The organism is Hyphomicrobium sp. B1, from assembly GCF_049532635.1.
Classification (GTDB): Bacteria; Pseudomonadota; Alphaproteobacteria; order Rhizobiales; family Hyphomicrobiaceae; genus Hyphomicrobium_B.
This window is the reverse complement of record NZ_CP134871.1, coordinates 1,058,153-1,082,603: the sequence shown is the minus strand read 5'-3', so window position 1 is coordinate 1,082,603 and position 24,451 is coordinate 1,058,153. Positions and strand designations below refer to the sequence as shown.

General features: G+C 61.4%; 29 protein-coding genes. 9 read left to right on the top strand and 20 right to left on the bottom strand.

The annotated features are described in order from the left end of the window. Window positions 1-13: 13 nt before the first annotated feature. The 10 genes from RLW55_RS05280 to RLW55_RS05235 all read right to left on the bottom strand — a co-directional run bounded on the left by RLW55_RS05280 (window position 14) and on the right by RLW55_RS05235 (window position 8,490). Window positions 14-268: a hypothetical protein gene (locus tag RLW55_RS05280; RefSeq protein WP_409561566.1), complete on the bottom strand. Its 255-nt coding sequence runs from the start codon at window positions 266-268 to the stop codon at window positions 14-16. A gap of 117 nt (window positions 269-385) precedes the next feature. Next, window positions 386-2,215, bottom strand: a complete 1,830-nt coding sequence (gene typA, locus RLW55_RS05275) for a translational GTPase TypA (protein WP_423415794.1) — start codon at window positions 2,213-2,215, stop codon at window positions 386-388. 198 nt (window positions 2,216-2,413) lie between these two features. Continuing rightward, complete coding sequence (locus RLW55_RS05270) at window positions 2,414-3,193, bottom strand: hypothetical protein (protein ID WP_409561568.1); 780 nt, start codon at window positions 3,191-3,193, stop codon at window positions 2,414-2,416. Between the two features lie 74 nt (window positions 3,194-3,267). Further along, on the bottom strand, window positions 3,268-3,996 hold the full coding sequence (locus RLW55_RS05265) for a site-2 protease family protein (RefSeq protein WP_414464318.1): 729 nt from the start codon (window positions 3,994-3,996) through the stop codon (window positions 3,268-3,270). 53 nt (window positions 3,997-4,049) lie between these two features. Then, window positions 4,050-4,574: a hypothetical protein gene (locus RLW55_RS05260; RefSeq protein ID WP_414464319.1), complete on the bottom strand. Its 525-nt coding sequence runs from the start codon at window positions 4,572-4,574 to the stop codon at window positions 4,050-4,052. 1 nt (window position 4,575) lies between these two features. Then, complete coding sequence (locus tag RLW55_RS05255; protein ID WP_409561571.1) at window positions 4,576-4,782, bottom strand: TOBE domain-containing protein; 207 nt, start codon at window positions 4,780-4,782, stop codon at window positions 4,576-4,578. Window positions 4,783-4,808: 26 nt separating this feature from the next. Further along, the gene (gene aguB / locus RLW55_RS05250; protein WP_013950245.1) at window positions 4,809-5,669 is read right to left on the bottom strand and encodes an N-carbamoylputrescine amidase; all 861 of its coding nucleotides are present in this window, start codon (window positions 5,667-5,669) and stop codon (window positions 4,809-4,811) included. Next, window positions 5,670-6,695, bottom strand: coding sequence for an agmatine deiminase family protein (locus RLW55_RS05245; RefSeq protein WP_409561573.1), 1,026 nt, complete (start codon window positions 6,693-6,695; stop codon window positions 5,670-5,672). A gap of 154 nt (window positions 6,696-6,849) precedes the next feature. After that, complete coding sequence (locus tag RLW55_RS05240) at window positions 6,850-7,068, bottom strand: hypothetical protein (protein WP_013950247.1); 219 nt, start codon at window positions 7,066-7,068, stop codon at window positions 6,850-6,852. A gap of 195 nt (window positions 7,069-7,263) precedes the next feature. Then, the gene (locus RLW55_RS05235) at window positions 7,264-8,490 is read right to left on the bottom strand and encodes an argininosuccinate synthase (RefSeq protein ID WP_423415793.1); all 1,227 of its coding nucleotides are present in this window, start codon (window positions 8,488-8,490) and stop codon (window positions 7,264-7,266) included. A 149-nt stretch (window positions 8,491-8,639) separates the two neighbouring features. On the opposite strand from RLW55_RS05235, the gene RLW55_RS05230 reads away from it, so the two are divergent. Together RLW55_RS05230 and RLW55_RS05225 are read left to right on the top strand one after the other, a co-directional pair. Further along, a complete protein-coding gene (locus tag RLW55_RS05230; protein WP_423415792.1) occupies window positions 8,640-9,254 on the top strand; it encodes a 2-hydroxychromene-2-carboxylate isomerase in 615 nt (204 codons plus the stop codon). A gap of 187 nt (window positions 9,255-9,441) precedes the next feature. Next, window positions 9,442-10,299, top strand: a complete 858-nt coding sequence (locus tag RLW55_RS05225) for a hypothetical protein (RefSeq protein WP_423415791.1) — start codon at window positions 9,442-9,444, stop codon at window positions 10,297-10,299. A 53-nt stretch (window positions 10,300-10,352) separates the two neighbouring features. Here RLW55_RS05225 and RLW55_RS05220 read toward each other — a convergent pair whose 3' ends face one another. The 6 genes from RLW55_RS05220 to hslV form a co-directional block, all read right to left on the bottom strand. Beyond that, window positions 10,353-10,937 (bottom strand): hypothetical protein, encoded by a 585-nt coding sequence (locus RLW55_RS05220; protein ID WP_423415790.1) that lies wholly within the window; start codon window positions 10,935-10,937, stop codon window positions 10,353-10,355. Window positions 10,938-11,056: 119 nt separating this feature from the next. Next, window positions 11,057-11,734 carry a hypothetical protein gene (locus RLW55_RS05215; RefSeq protein WP_423415789.1) on the bottom strand — a complete coding sequence of 226 codons (678 nt, stop codon included), beginning with the start codon at window positions 11,732-11,734 and terminating at the stop codon, window positions 11,057-11,059. A gap of 85 nt (window positions 11,735-11,819) precedes the next feature. Next, window positions 11,820-13,013, bottom strand: a complete 1,194-nt coding sequence (rlmN, locus tag RLW55_RS05210) for a 23S rRNA (adenine(2503)-C(2))-methyltransferase RlmN (protein WP_423415788.1) — start codon at window positions 13,011-13,013, stop codon at window positions 11,820-11,822. Between the two features lie 142 nt (window positions 13,014-13,155). Then, window positions 13,156-14,460 (bottom strand): ATP-dependent protease ATPase subunit HslU, encoded by a 1,305-nt coding sequence (gene hslU / locus RLW55_RS05205; protein WP_409561581.1) that lies wholly within the window; start codon window positions 14,458-14,460, stop codon window positions 13,156-13,158. Beyond that, window positions 14,457-15,551 carry a hypothetical protein gene (locus RLW55_RS05200; protein ID WP_423415787.1) on the bottom strand — a complete coding sequence of 365 codons (1,095 nt, stop codon included), beginning with the start codon at window positions 15,549-15,551 and terminating at the stop codon, window positions 14,457-14,459. Before RLW55_RS05200 ends, hslU begins: the two co-directional genes overlap by 4 nt. Window positions 15,552-15,567: 16 nt before the next feature. After that, window positions 15,568-16,140: an ATP-dependent protease subunit HslV gene (gene hslV / locus RLW55_RS05195; protein WP_409561583.1), complete on the bottom strand. Its 573-nt coding sequence runs from the start codon at window positions 16,138-16,140 to the stop codon at window positions 15,568-15,570. Window positions 16,141-16,318: 178 nt separating this feature from the next. Here hslV and hisB point away from each other — a divergent pair, with 178 nt between their 5' ends. The 3 genes from hisB (at window position 16,319) to hisH (ending at window position 18,314) form a co-directional block, all read left to right on the top strand. Further along, on the top strand, window positions 16,319-16,909 hold the full coding sequence (gene hisB / locus RLW55_RS05190) for an imidazoleglycerol-phosphate dehydratase HisB (protein ID WP_409561584.1): 591 nt from the start codon (window positions 16,319-16,321) through the stop codon (window positions 16,907-16,909). An 83-nt stretch (window positions 16,910-16,992) separates the two neighbouring features. Next, entirely contained in the window at window positions 16,993-17,463 is a 471-nt protein-coding gene (locus RLW55_RS05185; protein WP_423415786.1) for a DUF2628 domain-containing protein, read from the top strand. 197 nt (window positions 17,464-17,660) lie between these two features. Next, window positions 17,661-18,314: an imidazole glycerol phosphate synthase subunit HisH gene (gene hisH / locus RLW55_RS05180; RefSeq protein WP_423415785.1), complete on the top strand. Its 654-nt coding sequence runs from the start codon at window positions 17,661-17,663 to the stop codon at window positions 18,312-18,314. 167 nt (window positions 18,315-18,481) lie between these two features. Here the strand turns inward: hisH and RLW55_RS05175 are convergent, their stop codons facing one another. The 3 genes from RLW55_RS05175 to RLW55_RS05165 form a co-directional block, all read right to left on the bottom strand. Further along, window positions 18,482-18,829: a hypothetical protein gene (locus tag RLW55_RS05175; protein WP_013950263.1), complete on the bottom strand. Its 348-nt coding sequence runs from the start codon at window positions 18,827-18,829 to the stop codon at window positions 18,482-18,484. Window positions 18,830-19,054: 225 nt separating this feature from the next. Next, a complete protein-coding gene (locus RLW55_RS05170; RefSeq protein WP_013950265.1) occupies window positions 19,055-19,423 on the bottom strand; it encodes a hypothetical protein in 369 nt (122 codons plus the stop codon). Window positions 19,424-19,672: 249 nt separating this feature from the next. Beyond that, the gene (locus tag RLW55_RS05165) at window positions 19,673-19,993 is read right to left on the bottom strand and encodes a hypothetical protein (protein ID WP_423415784.1); all 321 of its coding nucleotides are present in this window, start codon (window positions 19,991-19,993) and stop codon (window positions 19,673-19,675) included. A gap of 253 nt (window positions 19,994-20,246) precedes the next feature. Here RLW55_RS05165 and hisA point away from each other — a divergent pair, with 253 nt between their 5' ends. The 3 genes from hisA to RLW55_RS05150 are packed head-to-tail and all read left to right on the top strand — an operon-like array spanning window position 20,247 to window position 22,825. Continuing rightward, window positions 20,247-20,975, top strand: a complete 729-nt coding sequence (gene hisA / locus RLW55_RS05160; RefSeq protein WP_423415783.1) for a 1-(5-phosphoribosyl)-5-[(5-phosphoribosylamino)methylideneamino]imidazole-4-carboxamide isomerase — start codon at window positions 20,247-20,249, stop codon at window positions 20,973-20,975. Next, on the top strand, window positions 20,972-21,196 hold the full coding sequence (locus tag RLW55_RS05155) for a hypothetical protein (protein WP_409561590.1): 225 nt from the start codon (window positions 20,972-20,974) through the stop codon (window positions 21,194-21,196). Before hisA ends, RLW55_RS05155 begins: the two co-directional genes overlap by 4 nt. 12 nt (window positions 21,197-21,208) lie before the next feature. Continuing rightward, a complete protein-coding gene (locus tag RLW55_RS05150; RefSeq protein ID WP_414464583.1) occupies window positions 21,209-22,825 on the top strand; it encodes a peptide chain release factor 3 in 1,617 nt (538 codons plus the stop codon). Window positions 22,826-23,017: 192 nt separating this feature from the next. Here RLW55_RS05150 and RLW55_RS05145 read toward each other — a convergent pair whose 3' ends face one another. Further along, on the bottom strand, window positions 23,018-23,326 hold the full coding sequence (locus RLW55_RS05145; RefSeq protein ID WP_423415782.1) for a hypothetical protein: 309 nt from the start codon (window positions 23,324-23,326) through the stop codon (window positions 23,018-23,020). 185 nt (window positions 23,327-23,511) lie between these two features. Between RLW55_RS05145 and hisF the strand changes: the two genes are divergently transcribed. Then, window positions 23,512-24,288 carry an imidazole glycerol phosphate synthase subunit HisF gene (hisF, locus tag RLW55_RS05140; protein ID WP_423415781.1) on the top strand — a complete coding sequence of 259 codons (777 nt, stop codon included), beginning with the start codon at window positions 23,512-23,514 and terminating at the stop codon, window positions 24,286-24,288. Window positions 24,289-24,451: the final 163 nt, after the last annotated feature.

Here is a 24,451-nt window from a genome sequence, read left to right as displayed (position 1 = left end):
TCTCGACCTTGAATCAGTCGGCGGTCATGTTGAGGAGCTTGAAGTCCTTGTCGAACTTCAGGTCGTAAGCACCGTTCTTGCACTTGGCGTCATCAAGCTCGAAGACGCCGGTGCCTTCCGTTTCCTTTTCCCACTTGCCGCCTTCGCAGCCCACAGCAGAGGCCGCGGCCGTCGCGCTCTTCATTTCCTCCTCGGTGAGGGGCGTGTCTGCGAAGGCCGGCATGGACATCGCGAACACCGCACCAGCAACGATGGCGAAACGTTTCATCAGGTCTCTCTCCTATGACATGGTCTCAACCATGATCATTTGTGGGCGGAAATTGACCCATTCAACCCGGGAATTTTTCCCCGAGCCTCAAATTATGCAAATGAACGCGCGTTATCGTCAGCCCGCGCGTTCCGTTTCGCTCTTGCGGCTCTGACGCTTGCGTTCGTTGGGATCGAGCCAGCGTTTGCGCAGGCGGATGTTCTTCGGCGTCACCTCAACCAACTCTTCGTCGGTGATGTAGCTCATCGCCTTTTCGAGGGTCAGGCGCATCGGCGGCGTCAGCAGCACGGCGTCGTCCTTGCCGGAGGCGCGGACGTTGGTCAGCTTCTTGCCCTTGATGACGTTCACTTCGAGATCGTTGTCGCGCGAATGCTCGCCGACGATCATGCCTTCGTAAACGCGGTCCTGCGGATTGATCATGAACGGGCCGCGATCCTGAAGATTGAAGATCGCGTAAGCCACCGCTTCGCCCGGACTGTTCGAGATCAGAACGCCCGTGCGGCGTCCCGCGATCTCACCCTTGAACGGCTTATAGGAGTGGAACAACTTGTTCATGATACCGGTGCCGCGCGTGTCGGAGAGCAGCTCCGCCTGATAGCCAAGGAGGCCACGCGTCGGAACGTGGAACACCATGCGCGTGCGTCCGCCACCCGAGGGGCGCATTTCCAAGAGGTCGCCTTTGCGTTCGGACAGCTTCTGCACGACGACGCCGGTGTAGTCATCGTCGACGTCGATGATGACTTCTTCGATCGGCTCCAAGCGCTGGCCGGTCTCGGCGTCGGTCTCGAACACGACCTTCGGACGTGACACGGTCAACTCGAAGCCTTCGCGGCGCATATTCTCGATCAGGATCGCGAGCTGAAGTTCGCCGCGGCCCGAGACCGAGAAGCTATCGCGATCTTCGTTTTCGACAACGCGGATGGCGATGTTGCGCTCAGCTTCCTTCAGCAGACGATCGCGAATAACGCGGCTTTGGACCTTGTCGCCTTCCTGACCTGCGAACGGGCCGTCGTTGATGCGGAAGTTCATCGACAGCGTCGGCGGATCGACCGGCTGAGCCGGCAACGGATTTTCAACCGAAGGATCGGCAAGCGTATCGGCAACGTTGGCTTCGCTCATACCGGCGAGGGCGATGATGTCACCGGCGCTCGCCTGCTCAACTGGAACGCGCTCGAGGCCGTGGAAGGCGAGGACCTTTTGCACGCGGAACGTCTCGAGGACTTTGCCGTCGCGGTCCATCGCTTTGAGCTGCTGGTTCGGCTTGACGGTTCCTGACGTGATGCGGCCGGTCAAAATACGGCCGAGGAACGGATCGGCGTCCAGCGTCGTCGCGAGCATGGAGAAGGGGCCGTCATTGACCTCCGGCGGCGGCACGTGTTCCAGGATCAGGTCGAACATCGGCGCCAGATTTTCTGCCGGGCCCGACGGATCACGGGCCATCCAGCCGTTGCGGCCGGACCCATAGAGAACCGGAAAATCGAGCTGCTCATCGGTCGCGTCGAGATTGGCAAAGAGATCGAAGACGTCATTCAAGACCTCGACGTGGCGTTCGTCCGGGCGGTCGATCTTGTTGATCGCGACGATCGGGCGGATGCCACGCTTCAGGGCTTTGGAAACGACGAACTTGGTCTGCGGGAGCGGACCTTCAGAGGCGTCGACCAGAACGACGACGCCGTCGACCATGTTCAGAATGCGCTCGACCTCACCGCCGAAGTCGGCGTGGCCTGGCGTATCGACGATATTGATGCGCGTGCCTTTCCATTCGACGCTTGTGCACTTGGCGAGAATGGTGATGCCGCGTTCGCGCTCGATGTCGTTGGAATCCATCGCGCGTTCGGCGACTTTCTGGTTGTCGCGGAAGGAGCCGGACTGCTTCAGAAGCTCGTCGACGAGGGTCGTTTTGCCATGGTCGACGTGCGCGATGATCGCGATATTGCGAAGGGCCATTTGGAACCTGAGGTTATGGGAAGCGCCGCGGGCCGTGCCACTGCGGCGCAATATTGGCCTCGCACCTAGCATGACGGGGCAGGGCAGGGCTAGGGCGGCACGCAATAAGTTGGGTGCGGCTTAACAGTCAAACAAGGGATCCGGTGCGGGATTTGGCATGGAATTTGTTTTGGCGAGACGGGAAAGGGTGCGGGCCGGTCATCGGCTCGGCGTGGTGCGGCCTTCGCCGCCCGTTTCTTCCTGGTCGCGGAGCTTCGCCAAAAAGGTGTCAATGTCGGGCCGGGGCGAGGGCTCGCGGCCGAGCTTTTTGCGTTGATACTCTTCCATGACGCGGGCCGAGACTGCGGCGCCGGGCGTCTTAAGGCGGCGGCTGCCGGCGACCAGCAGCGGATGCTGCGGCTCTTCCAGGTCGAGCTCTTCGAGGAAGGTTTCGCGCAGGGCATAGAACGCCTGCAGGATGGCATCGCGAACCAGGGCTTTTTTGTCTTTCGTGATGTCGTTTGCGACGCGCGGGTCTAAGGTCTGCAGGGCGCGGCGCATGTCGTGCAGCGGCGCATACGGATAAAGGCCAACGAGCCCCTCCGTTTCACCGGCATTACGATAGACGATGCGCATGGTGTCGATGGTCTCGCTGACTTTGTAATAGGCGGCGAGGTAATCGTCGGTCGCGAGATAGGGCTTTTCGCAGGTCGACAGTAGGACGGATTTGGTGCGCACGATGTTGCGCCATTCCTCTTCCAGGCTTTCGACGAAGTTTGAGCGCTTCTGGTAGATGTTCGAAATATAGGCGACGCCGCCCGTCGCGATCAGCAACGACATATCGCGCATGAAGTCATAGAAGTTGTTGGCGGCGGATATGACGAACGGTGGGATACCGGGAATGTCGTTGGCGAATTTCGAGGCGAGCAAAAGAAGCAATACGAGCCCCAGCAGCCAATAGAGCCGCGCGAGTGTGCGGTTGACGGAGACGCGGGTCATCACTGGCTCCCGGCGAAGGGGTTAAAGTGGCCGCCAGATATGCACGGAGATAAGACGCTTTTGCAATCGTGGTGCTAGCGGTCTTCGGCGTCGGCGGGGCGTTTCAGAATAGCCCAGTTCATGATGGCGATCTGTGCGCCGATCAAAAGCAGGACCAGATTGTGATTGAAGCTGGCGTAAGCGGTGTAGGCGCTCCATAGTCCGACGGCGATACCAAGGAGCGCTATCGCGCGGATCGCGAACGTGCGGGACAAGACAGCGCCCAGGATGTCGCGATAAATCCGTCCGCCGTCGAGCGGGAATGCAGGCAGCAGGTTGAACACCAGCATTGCGAGATTGATGCGCGCCAGCATGAAAGCGGCATAAATGGCCCATGGATTGTTGGCAAGCCAGGGCATCGGATCAATCGGACCAAATTGACCGGTGATGCCGATTTGAGGCTGGCCGAGCACGTGCCAGCACAGCAGGAAAAGCAGCCCATTGGTCAGCGGCCCGGCGAACAGGATCAGAATGTTGGCGAGCGTGGAGGGTGCGGCTTGCAGCATCCGCGCGTAGCCGTAGAAGCCGCCAACCAGAATTTCGCCGACGGGTACGCGGAAGAGGCGCGCGATCGTTGCGTGGCCAAGCTCGTGCAGCAGCACGGACAGAAAGACGCCGATCGTCAGGATCACGAAGGTGTTGGGCGAACTCAGAAGGACATTCCATAAAAAGATCGGCACCAGAATGAAGGTGATGTCGATCTTGATCGGGATACCGCCGAGCCGGAACAGTTCCAGTCTCGGGGTGTCGCTAAGAAAATTCATAATGGTCCGCCGGAATGCAGAATTGGGTGTTGAAGCCGACAAGCGGCTTCACGCTATTCGGCCTGACGGATCGTGAATTTGATCGCATCTTTCTTGACGTTGCTGATCTCGACGGTGAACGGACCGGGATCGAGATTGAAGCGCACGCTTTTGCGAACGCCGTCACAGTCGGTCTTGCCGCTATGCGCCGTCGGCTTCAGGGCCTTACCGTCCTGAATGACGTCGATCCAGGCGGGAGCGTCCAAAGAAAACTGATAGGCGCCGGGCGCGCTGCTCGGACTGTCGAACGCGATGATGCCGCCATAAGCCTCGCCGTGTGGTTTCAGGCGGCCCGTCGGCGCGACGGGAAACGAGACGGCGCTCATCGGTTCGAGCGCCAGCTTCACAGCCTTTTCCGGAGGCGAAGGCAGCTTGCCGCCTGAAGCGACATCCTGGCTTTCCGACTTCATCCATTTGAGTTCGGTCGTGATGGGCCACGTGAAGCTGTTGCAGCCGCCTGTCTCTGCTGCGAACGCTGAAGCAGAGGTCGCCACCACAACGACGCCAACCATTGCCGAAAGAAGATGGATCTTTTTCATATCATTCGACCGCGATCATCACGTCGGATGATTTGATGACGGCTGATGCAGACATGCCCTTGACCAGACCGAGATCGTCGACGGACTCATTGGTAATCGACGCCGTCACGATTGTGCCACCGATGTCGATGCGGACGTGCGCCGTTGTTACTCCCTTGGTGACCTCGACGATCTTTCCCTTAAGCACGTTTCTGGCACTGATCTTCATGCGGCACTCCTGATGTCGCTGGGTAATCAGATGATACTCTTAGCATAGAGATCGGTGCGCCGGTCGCGAAAGAATCCCCAGTCGGCGCGATAGCTCTCGATCAGATCTAGATCGAATGTGTGGACGAGCACGCCTTCATCGTCGGCATCGAACTTTTGAACCAGCTCACCGCGGTGGTCGCTGATGAATGAGTGGCCGTAGAATTTCTGCTTCACCCCGTCATTGTCTTCGAGACCGGTGCGATTGGCGGCAACGATCGGGACGGCATTCGACACGGCATGGCCCTGCATGGCGCGCTGCCACTGGAGATGGGTGTCGAGGCTCGAATCATAGGGTTCCGAGCCGATGGCGGTCGGGTAGAACAGAATTTCCGCGCCTTGAAGCACCATCGCGCGGGCGGTTTCGGGATACCACTGGTCCCAGCAGATGCCGACGCCGATTTTGCCGGCCTTCGTGTTCCAGGCTTTGAAGCCGGTATCGCCGGGGCGGAAATAATATTTTTCCTGATAGCCTGGACCATCCGGAATGTGACTCTTGCGATAGACGCCGAGGATCTCGCCGTCGGCATCGGCAATGGCGATGCTGTTGTAATAGCGCGGGCCGTCCTTCTCGAAGAACGAGATCGGAATGACGACGTTCAGCGACTTGGCAAGCTCGCGGAGCCGCAACACCGCCGGATGCTCCATCAGCGGCCGGGCCGTCTCGAACCACTTCGGGTCCTGGCGCGTGCAGAAGTAGATGCCTTCGAACAGCTCCGATGGCAAAATCACTTCGGCACCGCGGCCAGCAGCCTCGCGGACGAACGCTTCCGTCTTGGCGATGTTGGTTTCGAGGTCCGGACCGTAGGACGTTTGAATGCTCCCGACGGTGATCGAGCGTCGCGCCATCTACAGAGGCTCCTGTTGAGTGATGCAGTGAAAAGATCCGCCGCCGGCTTCGCCGCAGCCGAGCAGACCTCGGGACGATACGCCGACGACTGCGCGCGTTGGGAAGACGGCTTGGAGCGCTGAAAGCGCGTCGGCTTCCGTAGCAGTCCCATAAATCGGAACGACGACAACGTCGTTGGCGATGAGGAAATTCATATGGGACGCAGGCGAGATTTCGCCAAGAGCATTGCGATAGAGTCCGACACCGGGAATGCGGACGACGTCGAGCTTGCGGCCCATCGCGTCCGTCGCCTTTTCAAGCGATGCGGCGATGGCGTTCAGGATTTCAGCGTTCGGATCGTCAGGCCCGGCGGGCGCCTGACAGACGACGCGGCCCGGTGCCACGAAGCGAGCGATGTTGTCGACGTGGCCGTCGGTGTGGTCGTTCTTCAGGCCTTCGTCGATCCAGATGACTTTCTTCGCGCCGAACGCGCGGGCAAGTTCGGCTTCGGCGGCCTCCTTGGTCCAGCCGTTGCGATTGGGGTTGAGCAAGGTCTGCTGTGTGGCGAGGATCGTGCCTTCGCCGTCGTGATCGACAGCGCCGCCTTCGAGCACAAAATCGAAGCGTCGCACGGGAACGTCTGACAAGCGCGCCACGTCATCGCCGACGGTCGCATCGTCCGGCAGATCGTATTTGCCGCCCCAGCTGTTCGTCTTGAAGCGCAGCGCCACGCGGTCGTTGCCGAGTTGAGCGAAGATCGGGCCGGTGTCGCGTAGCCAGATATCGCCGTACTTCGCCGGGATCAGTTCGGCGGCATCACGAAGCGCGGCTTCCGCCGACGCCTTGGCTTCCTCGCCGTTGACGAGCAGCCGGACCTTGTTGCCGGCGAGGCTCAGGGCGCGAACGAGGGCAGCCACGTCGCGGCGCGGCGTTTCAAGATCGCCGTTCCACTCATCGGGATCGGCGGGCCACGCAGTCCAGATCGCTTTCTGGGGCGCCCATTCGGCAGGTGTCACCACCGGCAGGCCGTCGGCCGCGACTGTCATATTTCCGTCCTCGTCAATCATATGGAGAGCGACATGCTCTTAGAAGCAGGCCATGTCGGGGATGGGGTCCGCCGCGTCAAGAGTAGAGATGCGACGGAGCCGAAAATTGCGGCCGGGGCAGCGAATTATTTACCAATGGCCGGGTTCGGGCGCGTCAGACGCCCCGGCTGAAGATCGTCCCGAGCAGCCCGACGATGATGGCTGCCGGAATGACGACCATCGCGATTGCGCCGATGGTCACTGCCAGCCCAAACATCACGAAGGCGATGACGCCAAACAGCAGGATTGCCGCCAGGAAGACGACGAGCTTGAAGAGCCATTCGCGCCACCCGGTCAGCACGGTCGTTTCGCCGTTTCTGGTGATGACGATCATGGCGGATATCCTTCCGATGTGGTGCGCGCCGGGAAAAGAGCGGCTCCTACGTCGAGTCTGGGGCGAAAGAAGACCGCGGAAAACCTAGTCGAGGCGGCAACGACTGTCTATTGGCGGGATGTCGCTCGCACGTGTGAGGACATGATTGGAGCGCCGGCGGGTTCGCGGCAAGGAACCCGCCGGCAGCCCATAGATTTAGCCGTTTCTTTTGCCGAGCGTGCGCAGACGCAACGCATTGAGCTTGATGAAGCCTGCGGCGTCTTTCTGGTCGTAGGCGCCCTTGTCGTCTTCGAAGGTGACGAGCGTCGGCGAATAGAGCGATTTTGCGCTCTCGCGGCCTACGGGGATGACATTGCCCTTGTAGAGTTCGAGCGTCACTTCGCCTTCGACGTTCTCCTGGCTCTTGTCGATCAGCGCCTGAAGCATCTCGCGCTCGGGCGAGAACCAGAAGCCGTTATAGATCAGCTCCGCGTAGCGGGGCATGATCTCGTCTTTCAGATGCGCGGCGCCACGGTCGAGCGTCAGGCTTTCGATCGCACGATGGGCGGCGAGCAAGATCGTGCCGCCGGGCGTTTCGTAGACGCCGCGCGATTTCATGCCGACGAAGCGGTTCTCGACGAGGTCGATACGGCCGATGCCGTTGTCGCGGCCGAGATCGTTCAGTGCTTTCAGCAGCGTTGCGGGCGAGAGTTTTTGGCCGTTGAGAGAAACGGCATCGCCCTTTTCAAAGCCGATTTTGATGGTCGTGACTTTGTCCGGCGCGTCCATCGGCGAGATCGTGCGCTGATAGACAACTTCCGGCGGCTTCTTCGCCGGGTCTTCCAGCACTTTGCCTTCGGACGAGGAATGCAGAAGGTTGGCGTCGACTGAGAACGGCGATTCCCCTTCCTTGTCCTTGGCGACTGGAATCTGATGTTCGCGCGCGAACTTCAGAAGCTCTTCGCGGCCCTTGAACGTCCATTCGCGCCATGGGGCGATGATCTTGATGCCGGGTTCAAGCGCATAATAGCCAAGCTCGAAGCGGACCTGATCGTTGCCCTTGCCGGTCGCGCCGTGGCAGACGGCGTCGGCACCGACCTTGCGCGCGATCTCGATCTGCTTCTTGGCGATCAGCGGCCGAGCGATCGAGGTGCCGAGCAGATAGATGCCTTCGTAAAGTGTGTTGGCGCGGAACATCGGAAAGACGTAGTCGCGGACGAATTCCTCGCGCAGGTCTTCGACGAAAATGTTCTCCGGCTTGATGCCGAGCATGAGCGCCTTCTGGCGGGCGGGCTCAAGCTCTTCGCCCTGGCCGAGATCGGCCGTGAACGTCACGACTTCGGCGCCGTAGGTCTCTTGCAGCCATTTCAGGATGATGGAGGTGTCGAGGCCGCCCGAATAGGCGAGGACAACTTTCTTCACGGATTTGGGCGCGGCGCTCATGGACGATATGGCTCTTCTGGCTCTTGAGATGAGATTGGGCGGGAAACGCGCGGCACTATAGGGTCGGCGGCGCTACCCGCAAGTGGAGTAGACGGGGGAAACCGACTTGTCGCAACGAAAGTCGGCGTTTGGCGAAGATGGGGAGCAGAATGGGACCGACGATTATCTTTTGGTACGAATTCGCGTCGACCTACTCCTATCTCAGCGCGATGCGCATCGCGGATGCAGCCCAGCGGGCAGAGGTCGAGGTCGAATGGCGGCCGTTTCTGCTCGGCCCGGTCTTCAAATCGCAAGGCTGGGACACGTCTCCGTTCAATCTTTATCCGGCCAAAGGCCGCTACATGGTACGCGATATCGCGCGCACGGCAGCGGCGCGCGGACTTCCCTTCCAGATGCCGACGACATTCCCCGGCAACGGCCTGAAGGCGGCACGACTCGCCATCGCTGCCAAGGCGCAGGGAGAGATCGGCGGTTTCACCCGTGCCGTCTATGCGGCGGCGTTCGGGAAGGGTTTGGACATCTTCGATGACGCTGTCTTGACGGACTGCCTGCTGTCCGCCGGTCTTAATCCGGAAGCGACGCGCACGCTGGCGTCGGACCCGGCTGTCAAAGCCGCCTTGCGCGCCAACACGGACGAGGCGCAGGCGCTGGGAATTTTCGGGGCGCCGAGTTTCACGACCGGCGATGGCGAACTGTTCTGGGGTGACGATCGGCTGGATCAGGCGCTGGCGTGGGCATGCGCGAAAACGCCGGCAAAATCGTGAGGCTTTTTACGGGGTATTACAGCAGCGCGATGAAGACCTTACGAGAATGTATTGCTGCGCATTCCCGCTTTTGCATTGCACTCGATTCGTGAACATAAAAAAGGCTTTCGGCGGGTGTTTGCGGGTATTTATGACCCGCGGAAGCTGTTAGAAGCGCGGGAACTAATCTCAGTGGGGGAGACGGGGCGTGGCCAGATCGATTCGCATCGTCGGAAGGCTCGTTTGGATCGGGCTCTTGAGCGGCGCAATGGCGTTGCCGCTGGGTGCCGAAGAAATCACCGTAACGATCCCGCCGGACGATACGCCCGCCCAGACGCAGTCCGCCACGGATCCGACCGCGCACCCGACCGACGAGACAGCGCCGCAAAATTCAGCCCAGGCCGAACCTGCGGCCTCTGAACCTGCTCCTTCCGAGCCTGCAGCGGCAGCACCCGTTGCTCAACCCGAGCCAACGCCGGCTCCCGCCGCGGAAGCGCCCGCCGAGGCTGCTCCTCCGGCCGCTGCGGAAGCGGCTCCGGCGGCGGCGCCTGCCACCCCTGTTGTGAAGAAAACGCATAAGAAAACAAAGAAAGCGGCTAAAGCCGCGGCTCCCGCGAGCGAAGGCACAGCTGAAGCCACGCCTAAGAATACGGCGAAGAAGACGAAGTCGGCTAAGGCGTCGTGTCTCAATCTGACCGAAGATCAGTGCGGGGCCAACACGGCCTGCATCTGGGTGGCGGCCGGCACCAACGATGCCGGTAAGGCCACCAAGGCGCGGTGCCGGTCAATGGCGATCCTGAAACGGGAAATCGACAAGGCCGCGAAAGCTGCCAAGACGAAAGAGCCGGAAGTCCTGCCGTGGGCCAAGAATGCGACCACGGGCTCGACCGCTACGACGACGACGGCCGAGACAAAGCCGGAAAAGAAGAAGACCGTTCATCACAAGAAAGCCAAGGCGAAACCCGCTGCGGCGACGCCTCCGGCTGATGCGGCTCCTGCCGAGGCCCCGGCTGCCAGTGGCGGTGACTCGGTTGCGCCCCCGTCGGATGCCGGCGGCGCTGACTAAGCCGTGATTTCCAAGGTGCGGGCTGGTTTACTTCGGGGCCGGCTCGGCATCCGTCAGTGCAGGTAGCCGGACCAACGTGGCGTGACGGGAACGTTGCGCTCCAGGCTTTTCCGGCCTTCGTCGCTGCCAAAAACCAAACGCCATTGGGCGCAAGCAGCGTCGGCGGCATCCATGGCGGACGTGCTGGCGCGGGCGGTCGGGGCTGCGACGGCGTAGGGAACGCCGTAGGAGAGCATCATCGCCATCATCGGCGCCTGATAAAGCGTCCAGGGGGTCGCGCCCCAGAAGGTTTGGACGGCAGGAGGAAAGACCGGGTTCGGCATCATTGGGCGTGAAGCCGGGGCTGATTGCCCGGTGGACCAATAGGCCGAACAAGCATTGGCCATTGCCAACCACGACTGCATGAGATCGGGCTGGGCGGGCAGTTGCGGTTTTGCGACCGGAGCCCAGGCTTCGAACCAAGCCGCCCATGGCGCGACGGGCTCCGCAGGACGGAGATTTTCCGGCGTCATTTCGTCATAGAGGCGCTTTTGGCACGCGAGGGAGGCCGCAACGGAGGCTTGACCCATCTCGAACATGGCTTCCGTCGCTTTCTGGAGAAAGCGGAAGTGCAGGGCGCAATCGAACACAGGCGTCATCCCTCTAGCTCTGCGACAATATATCATGGTTGCTGCGATGCAGCAACAGCGAAGCAGCAGGGCAACGGCTTTGGTTAATCACGTCTGCGCGAGGGGAGCGCGTCGAGGGATGAGCGCGGTCAACTGCGCGAGGATGGCGGAGCCTCGTCGTCCTGCGTGGGCGTAGCCGTGACGCCGGGGACCGCCGAGGCGTCACGTTTGGCAAACTTCAGCCGTTCGAGGGTCGGCATACGCCAAAGCCGCCGGTCTTCGATCGTTTCGGTAACGGGGGGATGGGTGATGACGACACTGACGTCGCCCTCTTTATCGGGACGTGGTGGGGCGGTTTCCTGCGTGGGCGCGGTTACCAGTGCGGGTGTCGGTGCGGGAGCACGGCCAGCAAATTGTCCGGCGGCGAGCCAGTAGACGAAGCCGCCAAAGAAGCCGACCGTCAGGAATGTCTTGATCGCGTAATCATTGAAGATCGTCGGCTGGCCGGCCACTTCGCTGGCGTACTGGGCACTGAAACCGAGCAACGCGATGACGATGCCGGCGAGAAGATAAAACGACAGTGAACGGATCGAAAACCATTCTCCGATCGTGGCCACGATCAAAACGAAGAAGGCTGAGAAAATTGCGATGTGGGTTGCGGCGAGCAGCGACAAGTCGATGATTTCGCCAAGCGTCTTGGGCCAGCGGCTGGATGAGCCGGGCAGAACGCCGACATCGACGAAGAGGACGGTCACGAGCCCTGCGGCCAAGCTCGCAAGCGTCAAGCCGAATACGATCCGCGCCAATGTGCCGATTAGTCTGAGCACAAGAACTCCGCCCCAAGTCACCCTGGCGCGGAGTGTATATAGCCAGCGGCTCGGGGCTCAATAGGGATTCGGGCTGAGCCGCCGATTAGGGATTTGCCGTAGGAGCCGCGCGATCCTTGGCGGCCACGCGCTGACTTTCGGACCTAAGTTGCCCGCAGGCGGCGAGAATATCGCGTCCACGCGGCGTGCGGACGGGGCTTGCGTAGCCTGCGCGGTTCACGACGTCGGCGAAGCGTTCGATGGTTTCCCAATCCGAGCATTCGTAGCGCGAGCCCGGCCACGGATTGAACGGGATCAGGTTGATTTTCGCCGGAATTCCCGACAGCAGCCGTACCAGCGCGCGGGCTTCGGCAAGGCTGTCGTTCACGCCCTTCAGCATCACGTATTCGAAGGTGATGCGGCGCGCATTCGAAAGGCCCGGATAATTGCGGCAGGCCTCCATCAGCTCGGCGATGGGGTATTTCTTGTTGATCGGCACGAGTTCATCGCGCAGCGCGTCGTTCGTCGCGTGCAGCGAGATCGCGAGCATTGTGTCGGCTTCTTCGCCCCACCGTGGGATCTCGGGAACAACGCCCGACGTCGAGAGCGTGATGCGCCGCTTCGATAGCGACAGGCCTTCGCCGTCGGAGGCGACGTCCATCGCGGCTTTGACGTTGTCGAAATTATAAAGCGGTTCGCCCATGCCCATCAGCACGACGTTGGTGATCTTGCGTTCCGCGTTCGGAAGCAGACGGCCGTCGTCGGGGCCTTTCGCGCCGGGCCAATCGCCGATGCGGTCGCGCGCCAGCATGATCTGGCCGACAATTTCTTCGGCTTCGAGATTGCGCACGAGGCGCTGGGTGCCGGTATGGCAGAATGAGCAATTCAGCGTGCAGCCGACCTGGCTCGAAATGCAGAGCGTGCCCCGGTCGCTTTCCGGAATGTAGACGGTTTCGATTTCCGGCGGCCGGGCCTCGTGGCTGCGTTTTGCCAGGCGAAGAAGCCACTTGCGCGTGCCGTCGACCGAAATTTGCTCGGAGACGATCTCGGGCCGGTCCAGTGTGTAAAGGTCGGCGAGTTGACGGCGGAGGTCTTTGGAGACGTCCGTCATGTCCTCGAAGCTCGTGACGCCACGGACGTAGATCCAGCTCCAGAGCTGACCGACGCGCATGCGGAGCTGTTTTTCCGGCACGCCTGCAGCGGCGAGCGCGAGCTTCAAGCGGTCGCGCGTCAGACCTGCGAGCGAAGGCTTCGCGGCGGACGTATCGGTATCAATCTTAACCAAGGGAGCGGCGGTCATAACTTAAAAAATCAGCTTCGAGTTGCGGAAGTGGCCCTTTTACAGGCGTTTGCGGCGGATTGGTAGTCGCAGGACGTCGCGCTCCTTATTTGATGGCGCTTAGCGACATGCGTTCCGCGCGCCGGCCGCCAAGCGCCGACGGTTAAAGGATAAACCGGCTGAGGTCGGCGTTTTTCGAGAGTGGGCCGACGCGCTCTGTCACGTAGGGGCCGTCGATGACGACGGTGGCGCCGCTCTTGTCGGAGGCTTCGAACGAAACCTCGTCGAGTACCCGTTCCAGAACCGTCTGCAGGCGTCTGGCGCCGATGTTCTCAACGGTCGAATTCACTTCGACGGCGGCGTCGGCCAGCGCATCGATGGCGTCGGGCTTGAATTCGAGCGTCAGGCCTTCCGTCTGCATCAGGGCGACGTACTGCTTGATGAGGCTCGCCTGGGGTTCCGTCAAAATGCGTTTCATGTCATCGCGCGTAAGCGCATTGAGCTCGACGCGGATCGGCAGGCGGCCTTGCAACTCAGGCAGCAGGTCCGACGGCTTGGAGACGTGGAAGGCGCCGGACGCGATAAAGAGAATGTGGTCGGTTTTCACCGGGCCGTACTTTGTCGCGACCGTGGTGCCTTCGATCAACGGCAGAAGATCGCGCTGGACGCCTTCGCGCGAGACATCGGCGCCACCACGCGCGCCGTCGCTACGCGAGGAGATTTTGTCGATCTCATCGAGGAAGACGATGCCGTTGTTTTCGACCGCAGCGATCGCTTCGCCGGAGATCTGATCGCTGTCGATCAGTTTGTCGCTTTCCTCGGCAATGAGAATGTCAAAGCTGTCTTTAACGGTCACGCGGCGCGACTTCGTCCGCTGGCCGAGCGCCTTGCCCAGCATCTCGCTGATGTTGATGGTTGCCATCGAACCGCCGGGCATGTCGAACGTCGGGATGGGCGACGCCGTATCGGCGACAAGGATGTCGATTTCCTTGTCGTTCAATTCATTGTTGCGCAGCTTCTTGCGGAAGCTATCGCGCGTGGATGGTGAGGCGTTCGAGCCGACGAGCGCATCGAGTACGCGTTCTTCCGCGGCTTTCTCGGCTTTGGCGCGGACGCCTTGGCGTTTCGATTCTTTGACCAGGCCCAAGCCGACTTCGACGAGATCGCGGATAATGCTTTCGACGTCGCGGCCGACGTAGCCGACCTCGGTGAATTTCGTGGCTTCGACTTTGAGGAACGGTGCGCCCGCGAGTTTCGCCAAGCGGCGGGAGATTTCGGTCTTGCCGACGCCAGTCGGGCCGATCATCAAGATGTTCTTCGGCAGGACTTCGTCGCGCAACTCGCCGGTCAATTGCTGGCGGCGCCAACGGTTGCGCAACGCGATGGCGACGGCGCGCTTGGCGTCCGCTTGGCCGACGATGTAGCGGTCGAGTTCGGATACGATTTCACGCGGGGAAAAGTTGGTCATTGTCTCGCTTGCGGAAGGTAGGGACCGATGGGTGTGGCGTTCAGCACCGGCAGCAGGCGGTTGCGCAGCGGGTGCCAGAAGACGCCGAGGATCAAGACGAAGCCGCCAACGAGGGCAAGCGTCAAGGTGAAGGACGAGGGAGCGTTGCCGCTATGAGGCAGCTCCACGCCACCGCTCAAGAGATCGTAGACCGCGCCGCAGAAGTAGGCGAGCGACGAGACGAGCAGTGCGCGCCGATCGATGGCCAGCGCAAAGAGGCCAAGTGCCAGAACGGTCAGAAGCACGACGCCAGAAGTCATCAAGCCGTTGGTTGAACTTTTGATCAGCATGATCATCGGCGAGACGATCAGTGCGGCGGCGACGAGATGCAGCCAGAAGGCGCAATCGGAAAAGCGCATGACGCGCTTGGGGTCCTTCGCATCGTAGAACAGCGCGACAAGCAACACGAAGATGCCGTAACCGAATGCCGCAAACGATAAGCCGAGCCCTATCGAGTAAAGACCTTTGCTGACGACGGCGTAGCCGAAGAACGCCATCAGGCCGAGCGCGAACGGCAGGCGGAAGCGCAAGTAATAGACGAACGCCGCGATGAGGGCTGGCAAGCCGAACACAAGTGTCGGATTGCGCCAGAATGCGAGTTCGGAAGCGGTATCCCAGTTGGAGGATTTGAAGTTGTCCCAGTGAAGCTGGACGACGACGGCGGAGGCTGCGAACGCAACGAACAGCAGAGAGAGCACCATTCCCGGCAGCACGGCGCGCAGCCGTCCGACGAGAATTTCGCTCAAGATCCAGAACGTGGCGGCGGCGACAGCCAGTGTCGCGACCCAGCTGATGCCGAAAAGTCCGGTGGACGTAACGGTGAGAAACGCAGCCGCGATCAGCAGCACGCCAATGGTCAGGAAAACGTCGTTGAAGCCGTTGAGGAAGCGGAAGCGTTCCTCATCGGCCAGCACGGACGGTTCGCCGTCGGGTCCGAGCGGCGCGGCGGCGGGACCATGGCGCATGGCACGCAGCTTCTCGGCTTGCGCGGCGTCGATGACGCCCGCGTCGACGGCTGCCTGAAGATCGTCAGAGGATGGTCCGTTGGCCATGAGCGGGCTCGCGCCGTTACGATGTCTTCGCGTCGAGGCTTTCGACGACGATGTTCGAATTCGTATAGACGCAAATCTCGGCGGCAATGGACATGGCCTTGCGGGCGATGGCTTCGGCGTCGAGCGGTTGGTCGATCAAGGCGCGCGCGGCGGCAAGCGCATAGTTGCCGCCGGAGCCGATGCCGGCGATGGCGTTTTCGGGTTCCAGCACGTCGCCGGTGCCTGTCAGGACGAGGGTCGTTGTGGCGTCGGCGACGATCATCATAGCTTCCAGGCGGCGCAGGAAGCGGTCAGTGCGCCAGTCTTTCGCCAGTTCGACGGCGGCACGGGTCAACTGGCCGGGGTATTGCTCAAGCTTGGCCTCGAGCCGCTCGAACAAGGTGAAGGCGTCGGCCGTCGCGCCTGCGAAGCCGCCGATCACGTCGCCTTTGCCCAGGCGGCGGACCTTTTTGGCATTCGACTTGATGACCGTTTGGCCCAGGCTGACCTGGCCATCACCGGCAACTACAACTTTGCCGCCCTTCCGGACCGTCAGGATCGTCGTGGCGTGCCAGCTCGGAAGGCCGGCATTTTGGCTCTGGTGCGTCATATGTATCGCGTCAGTTAAGCTTTTGGCGGGAAGATGCAAGGTGGGTGGGCCTTGGCCTGTCGGGTGACAAGCTGATAAAGGCTCGTGGCCTCGCGGGCAAACATTGATGGTTTTCTGGCCCCGGCGGCCGGCTTCCGGTACGGGAGTCGCCGGGGCCAAACGAAAAGGAACGATTCACGTGAAGCGGCAGGCGACGATAACGCGCAAGACCAAGGAGACCGAGATCTCCGCGACCGTCGACCTCGACGGGACGGGCGCCTACGACGTTTCGACGGGGATCGGTTTTCTCGATCACATGCTGGAGCAACTCGCCCGGCATTCTCTCATCAACATTACGCTCAGGGCCAAAGGCGACCTGCACATCGATTTCCACCACACGGCCGAGGATACGGGCATCGTGCTGGGGCAGGCGATCGCCAAGGCGCTCGACGATAAAGCCGGGATCGTGCGGTATGCCGACGTGCATCTGCCGATGGACGAGACGCTGACGCGCGTGGCGGTCGACGTTTCGGGGCGGCCGTTTCTGGTCTGGAAGGTGGATTTCACGCGGCCGAAGCTTGGCGAGATGGACACCGAGCTGTTCCGCGAGTGGTTCCAGGCGTTTGCCCAGAATGCCGGCATTACGTTGCACGTCGAAAACCTTTACGGCGAGAACAATCACCATATCGCGGAGACCTGCTATAAGGGCCTCGCGCGGGCGCTGAAGGCGGCGGTTGCGATCGACCCGCGGCAGGCGGGTCGCATTCCGTCAACGAAAGGCGCGCTTTAACGTTCGAGCCGGTCGACCTGACGGATCTGGCTGACGGATCTGGGCGGCGCGCCGTTCGAATGGAGCAAGGAGCTTTGAGTTCTGTGTCGACCTACACCGTGCATGAGCCGCCGGATGCCGATGCCGATCGCATCGATCGCGGCGTCGAGCTTGAGTTCGTCAAAGACGGGTTTTCGTGGTTGACCGCAATCTGTCCGCCGCTCGGGTTTCTGGCGAACGGCGTCTGGCTGATGGCGATTGCCTATCTCGCGGGTTCGGCGCTGCTCGGCTACGTGCTGAATGCGCTGAAAGTCAGCCCGGACAGCATCGGCATCATCTTTCTGATGATCAACATCTACCTTGGCTTCGAGGTGTCGAGCCTGAAGCGGTGGATGTTGGACCAACGCGGCTGGCAGATGATTGGCGTCGTCAACGGCAAGTCGATTGCGGAGAGCGAGCGGCGGTTCTTCGAAGGCTGGCTGCCGGAGCAGCCGGTGATCGCGCGCGATGACGCCACTGGTGCGTCGTCGAGAGCGCGCGGATCACGCTTCTGGCCGTTCGGCATTGGGGCTTGAGCATCACGCGCGCGCATTGTTCTTCCGGGTTGTGCGTTGTGAGACGATCGCAATCCAGGTCGCATCGTCCGCGTCGTTGAGACTGGGTCCCAGGTCTCGCAAGAGGGCTCACCCGGGATGACAATTGGCGCGGCTTGCGGCATTGGAAGCTGGCACAATTTATCTCACTGAAAATTCCTCCGAGGCCCGGTCTTCTCATGCAAAGCGTCGTTATCATCGATTACGGGTCGGGCAATCTGCACTCGGCGGCGAAGGCGTTTGAAAGCGCGGCGCGCGACAGCGAGGCCGATGCCCGGATCATCGTCAGTCCGCGTCCTGAAGACGTGCTGGCGGCGGATCGGATCGTGCTGCCGGGTGTCGGGGCATACGGCGACTGCAAGCATGGGCTCGAACGCGTGCCGGGGCTCATCCCGGCGCTGGAAGAGACGGTGCGGCAGAAGGGTCGGCCGTTTCTCGGCATTTGCGTCGGCATGCAGCTTTTGTCCGAGCGGGGGCTCGAATTCGTCGAGACGCCGGGGCTTGGGTGGATCAAAGGTGAGGTGCGTGCGATTGCACCCAGCGATCCGGAATTGAAAATTCCGCACATGGGCTGGAACACGCTCAACGTTGTCCATCCGCATGCGTTGCTCGACGGCATTCCGACCGGCCCGGACGGCTGGCACGCGTATTTCGTGCATTCGTTCGCGATGGTGCCGACAGAGCGGCGCGTCGTCGTTGCCGAGACAGATTACGGCGGGCCGATCACGGCGTTCGTCGCCGACGGCAATATCGCGGGCACGCAGTTTCATCCCGAGAAGAGCCAGAAGCTCGGTCTCAAGCTGATTGCGAATTTCTTGAAGTGGAAGCCGTAGATATTGACATCATGCCGACGGAGGTCGGCATCCAGTCAGCGAGCAAATGTCTGGCAAGCTGAGGCTTGGCTGGATCCCCGCCTGCGCCGGGATGACGTTCAGCGGGCGTGTCTATCCCCCGATCTCTAACCCCTTCCCGATAAGGAGCAGGAAGTCAGAAGCCGAAGTCACCGCGCGAGCGTGCCGACGGCCGATTGAATGACCGTCCAGACGCCGCGCGGGACGTGCCATGTGCCATCGGTATCGTCGTCTTCGAGGCGGCCTTCGAGCCAGGTGAGACGTGCCGTGCCGGCCGCGTCGGCGCGACCAAGTTCGTGGACGGCGAGTTCATCAGGAGAATCGAAAAGGATCGCGAGGCGTCGCTTGATCTGTTCGGCGCCGAGCCAGGTTCTGACGTACCAGACGCCGTTGCCGGCGGGGGCGTATTCGGTCGCGATGTAGGGGAGCGAGAACGTCACCGTCCAGGTGTCCTGGTTGGCGGATTTGGGGGTGTGATGGAGAAGGAAGGTCTTCATGGCGCTAATCCGGTACTGGGCGGGGGGAGCTTTGGGGGAGCAGGCATGAGGTACGCAGTACGCGACGTGAAAAACGCAAAGTGAAAAAAGGAGCCGGGGATCATGAGGCAGTTGGGGGGCATGATCCCCGGGTCTCCAGCATCGGCCTTTGGACGAGACGAGCCCGTCGGGAAGGCTAGGGGGAGAGAAAGACCCGCCCCGCCCAAAGACCGGAATTCGTGAGCGTCAGCCGGCTTTCGCGAACGGCAGCTCGGGCTCCATCGGCTCGGCGGCAGCTGTTGCGGGAAGCGGGAAGGCGATGACGTTGCCATCGGGTGCGAGATCGACGCTGGGGCGGCGCTGGCGGAACCAGCGGAGCGACGTGTTCGTCATTGCGGCGTCGCGCTTCGTCGCCTGGATCAGGAGGCCGTCATCTTCGGCGAGGAGCGCGCGGAGATCGGTCTCGAGTTCCACTTCTTCGCGTTCGGACATGACGTACCAGGTGTTCGACAGTGGCCGGGCCCACTTGTCGCCAATGCCCATGATGGCCTGGGCGACGACGTGCTGATTGCGGGTCGGGTGGGCGAGATCGTACGAGATGAGGTAGGTGCGCATGGGGGCTCTCCTAGTGTTTCGGGAGGGTCGAACACGCTACTCTGACCCAGGGTGGCGCCTGACTTGCGGCGTCGTGAACATAGGAAGAACATGCCACGACTCAGAACAGTTGTCCAGCATTTGTTCTAAAATTGTTCTTGTCGGAGTCTTAACGTCGTGGTAGGGACAACAGGTTAAAATAATTAAGAATTTCGGCCTTAAGCGGGGCGTTGCACCCCGGGCCCAAGCGGAACATGTGCCGGCGGCCCGTTACGCCTCGGGAAACAGGCTCAGCTGATCCGGATCGGGATGCTGGGTGGATGGAATGCGCCGGTGGGGGCCGGGATCGAAGCGCGGCTCAAGGCCCGGAAAACGCCGCTGGAACTCAGCCAGCGCCCTGGCGCGGGCGCCGGGGAAGCGCACTTCCTCCCAGATTTCATAGAGGCGGCGCGGGTCGCAGGCGTAGCGGCGCTGCAGGTCCGTCGGGCGGATGCGCATCCAGCGGGCGATCCAGATGTCGACCGCGTCGTCCTCGGTTAGGGGACGGCGGGCAACGGCAGGCGGCGGCTCGACAAGAAACGCGGTAGCCATGGAACACTCTTACTTTTGCGCATTGCGACTCCTTCCGGTGGAGTCGGCTGTTTCTTCGATTGCGCGCTGCGACACGCGTTCCGCGAGCCGGCCGCAGCGCGTAGGTCTTGACGTAGCCTGCGATCCGCGATTGATCGCACGGAACATTTAGGAACCCAAGATAGCAATCTGATGGCCGGATTGTCGCGCCGGATATGGCGCGAATTCGTCCTCTCCCTGACGGGAGCAGGAATTTACCCGCGAGACAAAAGCATTGATCCTATTCCCTGCCATTGACTTGAAAGACGGCCAGTGCGTGCGGCTGAAGCTCGGCGAGATGGATGCCGCCACCGTGTTCAACGACGATCCGGCGGCGCAGGCGGCGAGCTTCGAGCGCCAGGGCTTCAAGTATCTGCATATCGTCGATCTCAACGGCGCGTTTGCGGGCAAGCCGGTCAATGGTGCGGCGGTCGAAGCCATTCTAACGGCGATCAAAATGCCGGCGCAGCTTGGCGGCGGGATTCGCGATCTTGCGACCATCGAATCTTGGCTGGATAAGGGCATTCGCCGCGTGATCCTCGGCACGGTCGCGGTGCGCGATCCGGCGCTTGTGAAGGACGCGGCGAAACGCTTTCCAGGCCAGGTCGCGGTCGGAATTGACGCCAAGGGCGGCAAGGTGGCCGTCGAGGGTTGGGCGGAGACATCGGAGCTGACGGCTGTCGATCTGGCGAAGCGGTTCGAAGACGCGGGCGTTGCGGCTATCATCTATACCGACATCGAGCGCGACGGTGTGTTGAAGGGGCTTAATCTGCCTGCCACAGCTGCGCTCGCGCAGGCGACGCGCATTCCGGTCATCGCGTCGGGAGGTCTTGCGTCCATCGCCGATGTGCGCGACCTGATGAAACCTGAATACCGCATGCTCGAAGGGGCCATCACGGGCCGCGCGCTCTACGATGGCCGCCTCGATGCCAAAGAAGCGCTCGAACTTCTGGAGACGGCATGAAGATCGGTGACAAAGTTCGTGTGCTGGGCGTTCCGGATGGCGTGCCCAAAGATAACAAGCAGCTCATGACGCTGTTTCGCGGCTGCGTCGGCAAGACGTTTCCGATCGTCAAGTTCGACGACGGACTGGTCGAGCTGCATGTCGGCGAAGTTTTCGGCAAGTCCGCCGAGCATCACCAAATCTGGCTCGATCCGAGCCAAGTGCAATTGATTGAGGCCTGAACTTTGAACGTCATGACGCAAGGCGCGTCGGCCGAGCCGATGCTGCCGCCTGAAATTGCGCGGCGGCGCACGTTCGCGATCATCTCGCACCCTGACGCCGGTAAAACGACGCTGACGGAAAAGCTGTTGCTGTTCGGCGGAGCGATCCAGATGGCGGGCGCAGTGAAAGCGCGCGGCGAGCGGCGGCGCACGCGGTCCGACTGGATGCAGATCGAGCAGCAGCGCGGCATCTCGGTGACGTCGTCGGTGATGACGTTCGAGCGTAACGGCATCGTCTACAACCTGCTCGATACCCCGGGCCACTCCGACTTCAGCGAAGACACGTATCGTACGCTGTCGGCGGTCGACGCGGCGGTGATGGTGATGGACGCGGCGAAGGGCATCGAAAGCCAGACGCGCAAACTGTTCGAAGTTTGCCGCCTGCGCGATATTCCGATCATCACGTTCATCAACAAGATCGACCGCGAAGCGGAAGATCCGCTGACGCTTCTTGATCAGATTGCGGCCGATCTCGCGCTCGACCTCGTGCCGATGGCGTGGCCCGTTGGCATGGGCACGGATTTTCGCGGCGTACTCGATCTCGTCGGCAATAAGATTTTGCTTCCCGAGAGCGCCGAGCGCGGCGCTTCGTACGGGCATTCGCAACCGCTCGAAACGTTCGAGGGGCTGCGCCGCATCGAGGGAATCGACGAGCGTATCGCTGAGAAGACGATCGAGGCTGTGGAACTGGCGCAGGGTGCGCTGCCGCAGTTCGATCTACAGGCCTTCCGCGAAGGGCATCTGTCGCCGGTGTTCTTTGGCAGCGCCTTGAAGAATTTCGGCGTCGAGCAGCTTCTCGACGCGCTTGGCGCCTGGGCGCCGGGGCCGCTGCCGCGCGATGCCACGCAGCGGACGGTGCAGCCGGGCGAGGATCAGGTTACCGGCTTCATCTTCAAGGTGCAGGCCAACATGGACCCGAACCATCGCGACCGTATTGCGTTCATGCGGATCTGCTCGGGCAAGTTCAAGCGCGGCATGAAGATGCTGCACGTCCGAGACAACAAGCCGATGACGATCTCGTCGCCGACGTTCTTCTTCGGCCAGGGCCGCGAGACTGCGGACGAAGCCTGGGCGGGCGACATCATCGGCGTACCGAACCATGGAACGCTGCGCGTCGGCGATACGCTGACGGAAAAAGAGAGCCTGAAATTCACCGGCATTCCGAATTTCGCGCCGGAGCTTCTGCGCCGCGTCGTTATTCAGGATGCGATGAAGGCGAAGCAGCTCAACCGCGCTTTGGACGATCTGGCAGAAGAGGGCATCGTGCAGGTGTTCACCCCGATCGCGGGCGGGCGGCAAATTCTCGGCGTCGTCGGGCAGCTGCAGTTCGAAGTTTTGCAGTCACGTGTGGCAAACGAATACAGCGTACCGGTGTCGCTGGAACAGTCGCCGTTCGAAGTGGCGCGGTGGATCTCGGCGGATGATCCGGCGGCGTTGCAGAAGTTCGTCAATGCGCATCGGGGCGAGATCGCGACCGATCGTGACGGGGCGCTCGTGTTCCTTGCGGAGAGCGCCTGGATGCTGAAATACAAGACCGAGCGCTTCCCCGAAATCAAATTCGCCGCACTCCGGGAACGCGGCGAATCCTAATTCGATTGTAGGCATGCTGAGCAGCTAAAGGCGGCGTGGCTGCGGGAGCGACCGCTGCTGCGCCCAAAAACGGGTATCTGCGAGAACATTGCCGCTTGCGGCGGCCACTCCCGCCAATTTGATATTCCGGCGATCGCCGTCGGAGGTTTGATCCGCGTCAAATTCCCGCAAACAGACGAATAAGGCGCGGCTTCAGACCGATATATTTGGCTCCCGCCTCTGCGGGTTGTTGAACTTGCCTTCTACGCCTTCCAGCCACTTATGCAGCGCGGTTTCGAGGGCATCCGTCTGGGCGGACGCTTTGCTGTGCTGCAGCTCCGTTATGGTGCCTTCGGTGTCCAACGAGCCGCGAATGGCGTCGTGCTGATCGACGAAGTTCGTCAGCGCATCGGCTTGATCGCCGATGCCATGCGTTTCGAGCTGGGTGCGGGCCTGGGCAATACGGTCCTGTATGGCGGCCAACCGGGCGCGAAGGTTCTTTGGGGCAAAGTCGTCGACCATAGGTATCAGGTTCCCTTGCAAATTTTTGCGCGTAGTCCCGCGAGACGGCATAACTTCCGAAGTGCGCGAGAGTTCCCTCAGGGAGCGTTAATATGCTCGACGCTGACGGATACGGCGTGATAGTTGCCTAGCCACGGGGCGTGATACCGGAGCTCCCAGGTGCAAAGGAAGTCGCTTTTACAAATATGCTGAAAGTCCGCATCATTCCATGTCTTGATGTCAAAGATGGACGAGTTGTAAAGGGCGTCAATTTCGTCGATCTCATCGATGCGGGCGATCCGGTCGAGGCGGCCGCCGCTTATGACGCAGCCGGCGCCGACGAGCTTTGCTTTCTTGACATCACGGCGAGCCATGAAAACCGCGATACCATTTTCGACGTGGTTGAACGCACGGCGAACCGCTGCTTCATGCCGCTGACGGTCGGGGGTGGGGTCCGGACGGTCGAGGATATCCGTAAGCTGCTGGAAGCTGGCGCCGACAAGGTTTCGATCAACACGGCGGCGGTGAACAACCGGGCGTTCGTGAAAGAAGCGAGCGAGAAATTCGGGGCGCAGTGCATCGTCGTCGCGATCGACGCCAAGCGCGTCTCAGCCGAAGGCGAGCCGGCGCGGTGGGAGATTTTCACGCACGGCGGCCGTAAGCCGACCGGCATCAATGCCGTCGAATATGCACGCGAAGTTGCAGAACTCGGGGCGGGGGAGATTCTGCTGACCTCGATGGATCGCGACGGCACCAAAGCCGGGTTCGACGTGGAATTGACGCGGGCCGTGTCGGATGCCGTAACCATTCCCGTCATTGCCTCGGGCGGCGTGGGCACGCTGCAGCATCTGGTTGATGGCGTCGAAGGCGGCCACGCGAGCGCCGTACTGGCAGCGTCGATCTTTCACTTCGGGACGTACTCGATCCCGCAAGCGAAAGACTACATGGCCAAAGCCGGACTCGCGATGCGGATGGATTCCTAGATTTTCTTGAGTTTGGAATGGCGCCCTGCCCTCCGTCATGCCGACGGAGGTCGGCATCCAGACAGGCATCACCATTTCACCTGTCGAGGTTTGACTAGATTCCGGCCTGCGCCGGGATGACGGTATGAGAAACCAAAAGGGCGCTGCCTTGGGGCTATGGCGT

Excerpts from the sequence above, each read along its gene's own strand:
- RLW55_RS05220 (WP_423415790.1), bottom strand. The coding sequence starts at position 10,937 with ATGACGCCTGTGTTCGATTGCGCCCTGCACTTCCGCTTTCTCCAGAAA.
- RLW55_RS05280 (WP_409561566.1), bottom strand. The coding sequence starts at position 268 with ATGAAACGTTTCGCCATCGTTGCTGGTGCGGTGTTCGCGATGTCCATG.
- RLW55_RS05235 (WP_423415793.1), bottom strand. The coding sequence starts at position 8,490 with ATGAGCGCCGCGCCCAAATCCGTGAAGAAAGTTGTCCTCGCCTATTCG.
- RLW55_RS05240 (WP_013950247.1), bottom strand. The coding sequence starts at position 7,068 with ATGATCGTCATCACCAGAAACGGCGAAACGACCGTGCTGACCGGGTGG.
- RLW55_RS05200 (WP_423415787.1), bottom strand. The coding sequence starts at position 15,551 with ATGGCCAACGGACCATCCTCTGACGATCTTCAGGCAGCCGTCGACGCG.
- RLW55_RS05245 (WP_409561573.1), bottom strand. The coding sequence starts at position 6,695 with ATGACAGTCGCGGCCGACGGCCTGCCGGTGGTGACACCTGCCGAATGG.
- aguB (WP_013950245.1), bottom strand. The coding sequence starts at position 5,669 with ATGGCGCGACGCTCGATCACCGTCGGGAGCATTCAAACGTCCTACGGT.
- hslU (WP_409561581.1), bottom strand. The coding sequence starts at position 14,460 with ATGACCAACTTTTCCCCGCGTGAAATCGTATCCGAACTCGACCGCTAC.
- typA (WP_423415794.1), bottom strand. The coding sequence starts at position 2,215 with ATGGCCCTTCGCAATATCGCGATCATCGCGCACGTCGACCATGGCAAA.
- rlmN (WP_423415788.1), bottom strand. The coding sequence starts at position 13,013 with ATGACCGCCGCTCCCTTGGTTAAGATTGATACCGATACGTCCGCCGCG.
- RLW55_RS05270 (WP_409561568.1), bottom strand. The coding sequence starts at position 3,193 with ATGACCCGCGTCTCCGTCAACCGCACACTCGCGCGGCTCTATTGGCTG.
- RLW55_RS05155 (WP_409561590.1), top strand. The coding sequence starts at position 20,972 with ATGAAGATCGGTGACAAAGTTCGTGTGCTGGGCGTTCCGGATGGCGTG.
- hisF (WP_423415781.1), top strand. The coding sequence starts at position 23,512 with ATGCTGAAAGTCCGCATCATTCCATGTCTTGATGTCAAAGATGGACGA.
- RLW55_RS05165 (WP_423415784.1), bottom strand. The coding sequence starts at position 19,993 with ATGGCTACCGCGTTTCTTGTCGAGCCGCCGCCTGCCGTTGCCCGCCGT.
- RLW55_RS05255 (WP_409561571.1), bottom strand. The coding sequence starts at position 4,782 with ATGAAGATCAGTGCCAGAAACGTGCTTAAGGGAAAGATCGTCGAGGTC.
- RLW55_RS05230 (WP_423415792.1), top strand. The coding sequence starts at position 8,640 with ATGGGACCGACGATTATCTTTTGGTACGAATTCGCGTCGACCTACTCC.
- RLW55_RS05265 (WP_414464318.1), bottom strand. The coding sequence starts at position 3,996 with ATGAATTTTCTTAGCGACACCCCGAGACTGGAACTGTTCCGGCTCGGC.
- hisH (WP_423415785.1), top strand. The coding sequence starts at position 17,661 with ATGCAAAGCGTCGTTATCATCGATTACGGGTCGGGCAATCTGCACTCG.
- hslV (WP_409561583.1), bottom strand. The coding sequence starts at position 16,140 with ATGACGCACCAGAGCCAAAATGCCGGCCTTCCGAGCTGGCACGCCACG.
- RLW55_RS05150 (WP_414464583.1), top strand. The coding sequence starts at position 21,209 with ATGACGCAAGGCGCGTCGGCCGAGCCGATGCTGCCGCCTGAAATTGCG.
- RLW55_RS05170 (WP_013950265.1), bottom strand. The coding sequence starts at position 19,423 with ATGCGCACCTACCTCATCTCGTACGATCTCGCCCACCCGACCCGCAAT.
- RLW55_RS05175 (WP_013950263.1), bottom strand. The coding sequence starts at position 18,829 with ATGAAGACCTTCCTTCTCCATCACACCCCCAAATCCGCCAACCAGGAC.
- RLW55_RS05145 (WP_423415782.1), bottom strand. The coding sequence starts at position 23,326 with ATGGTCGACGACTTTGCCCCAAAGAACCTTCGCGCCCGGTTGGCCGCC.
- RLW55_RS05260 (WP_414464319.1), bottom strand. The coding sequence starts at position 4,574 with ATGAAAAAGATCCATCTTCTTTCGGCAATGGTTGGCGTCGTTGTGGTG.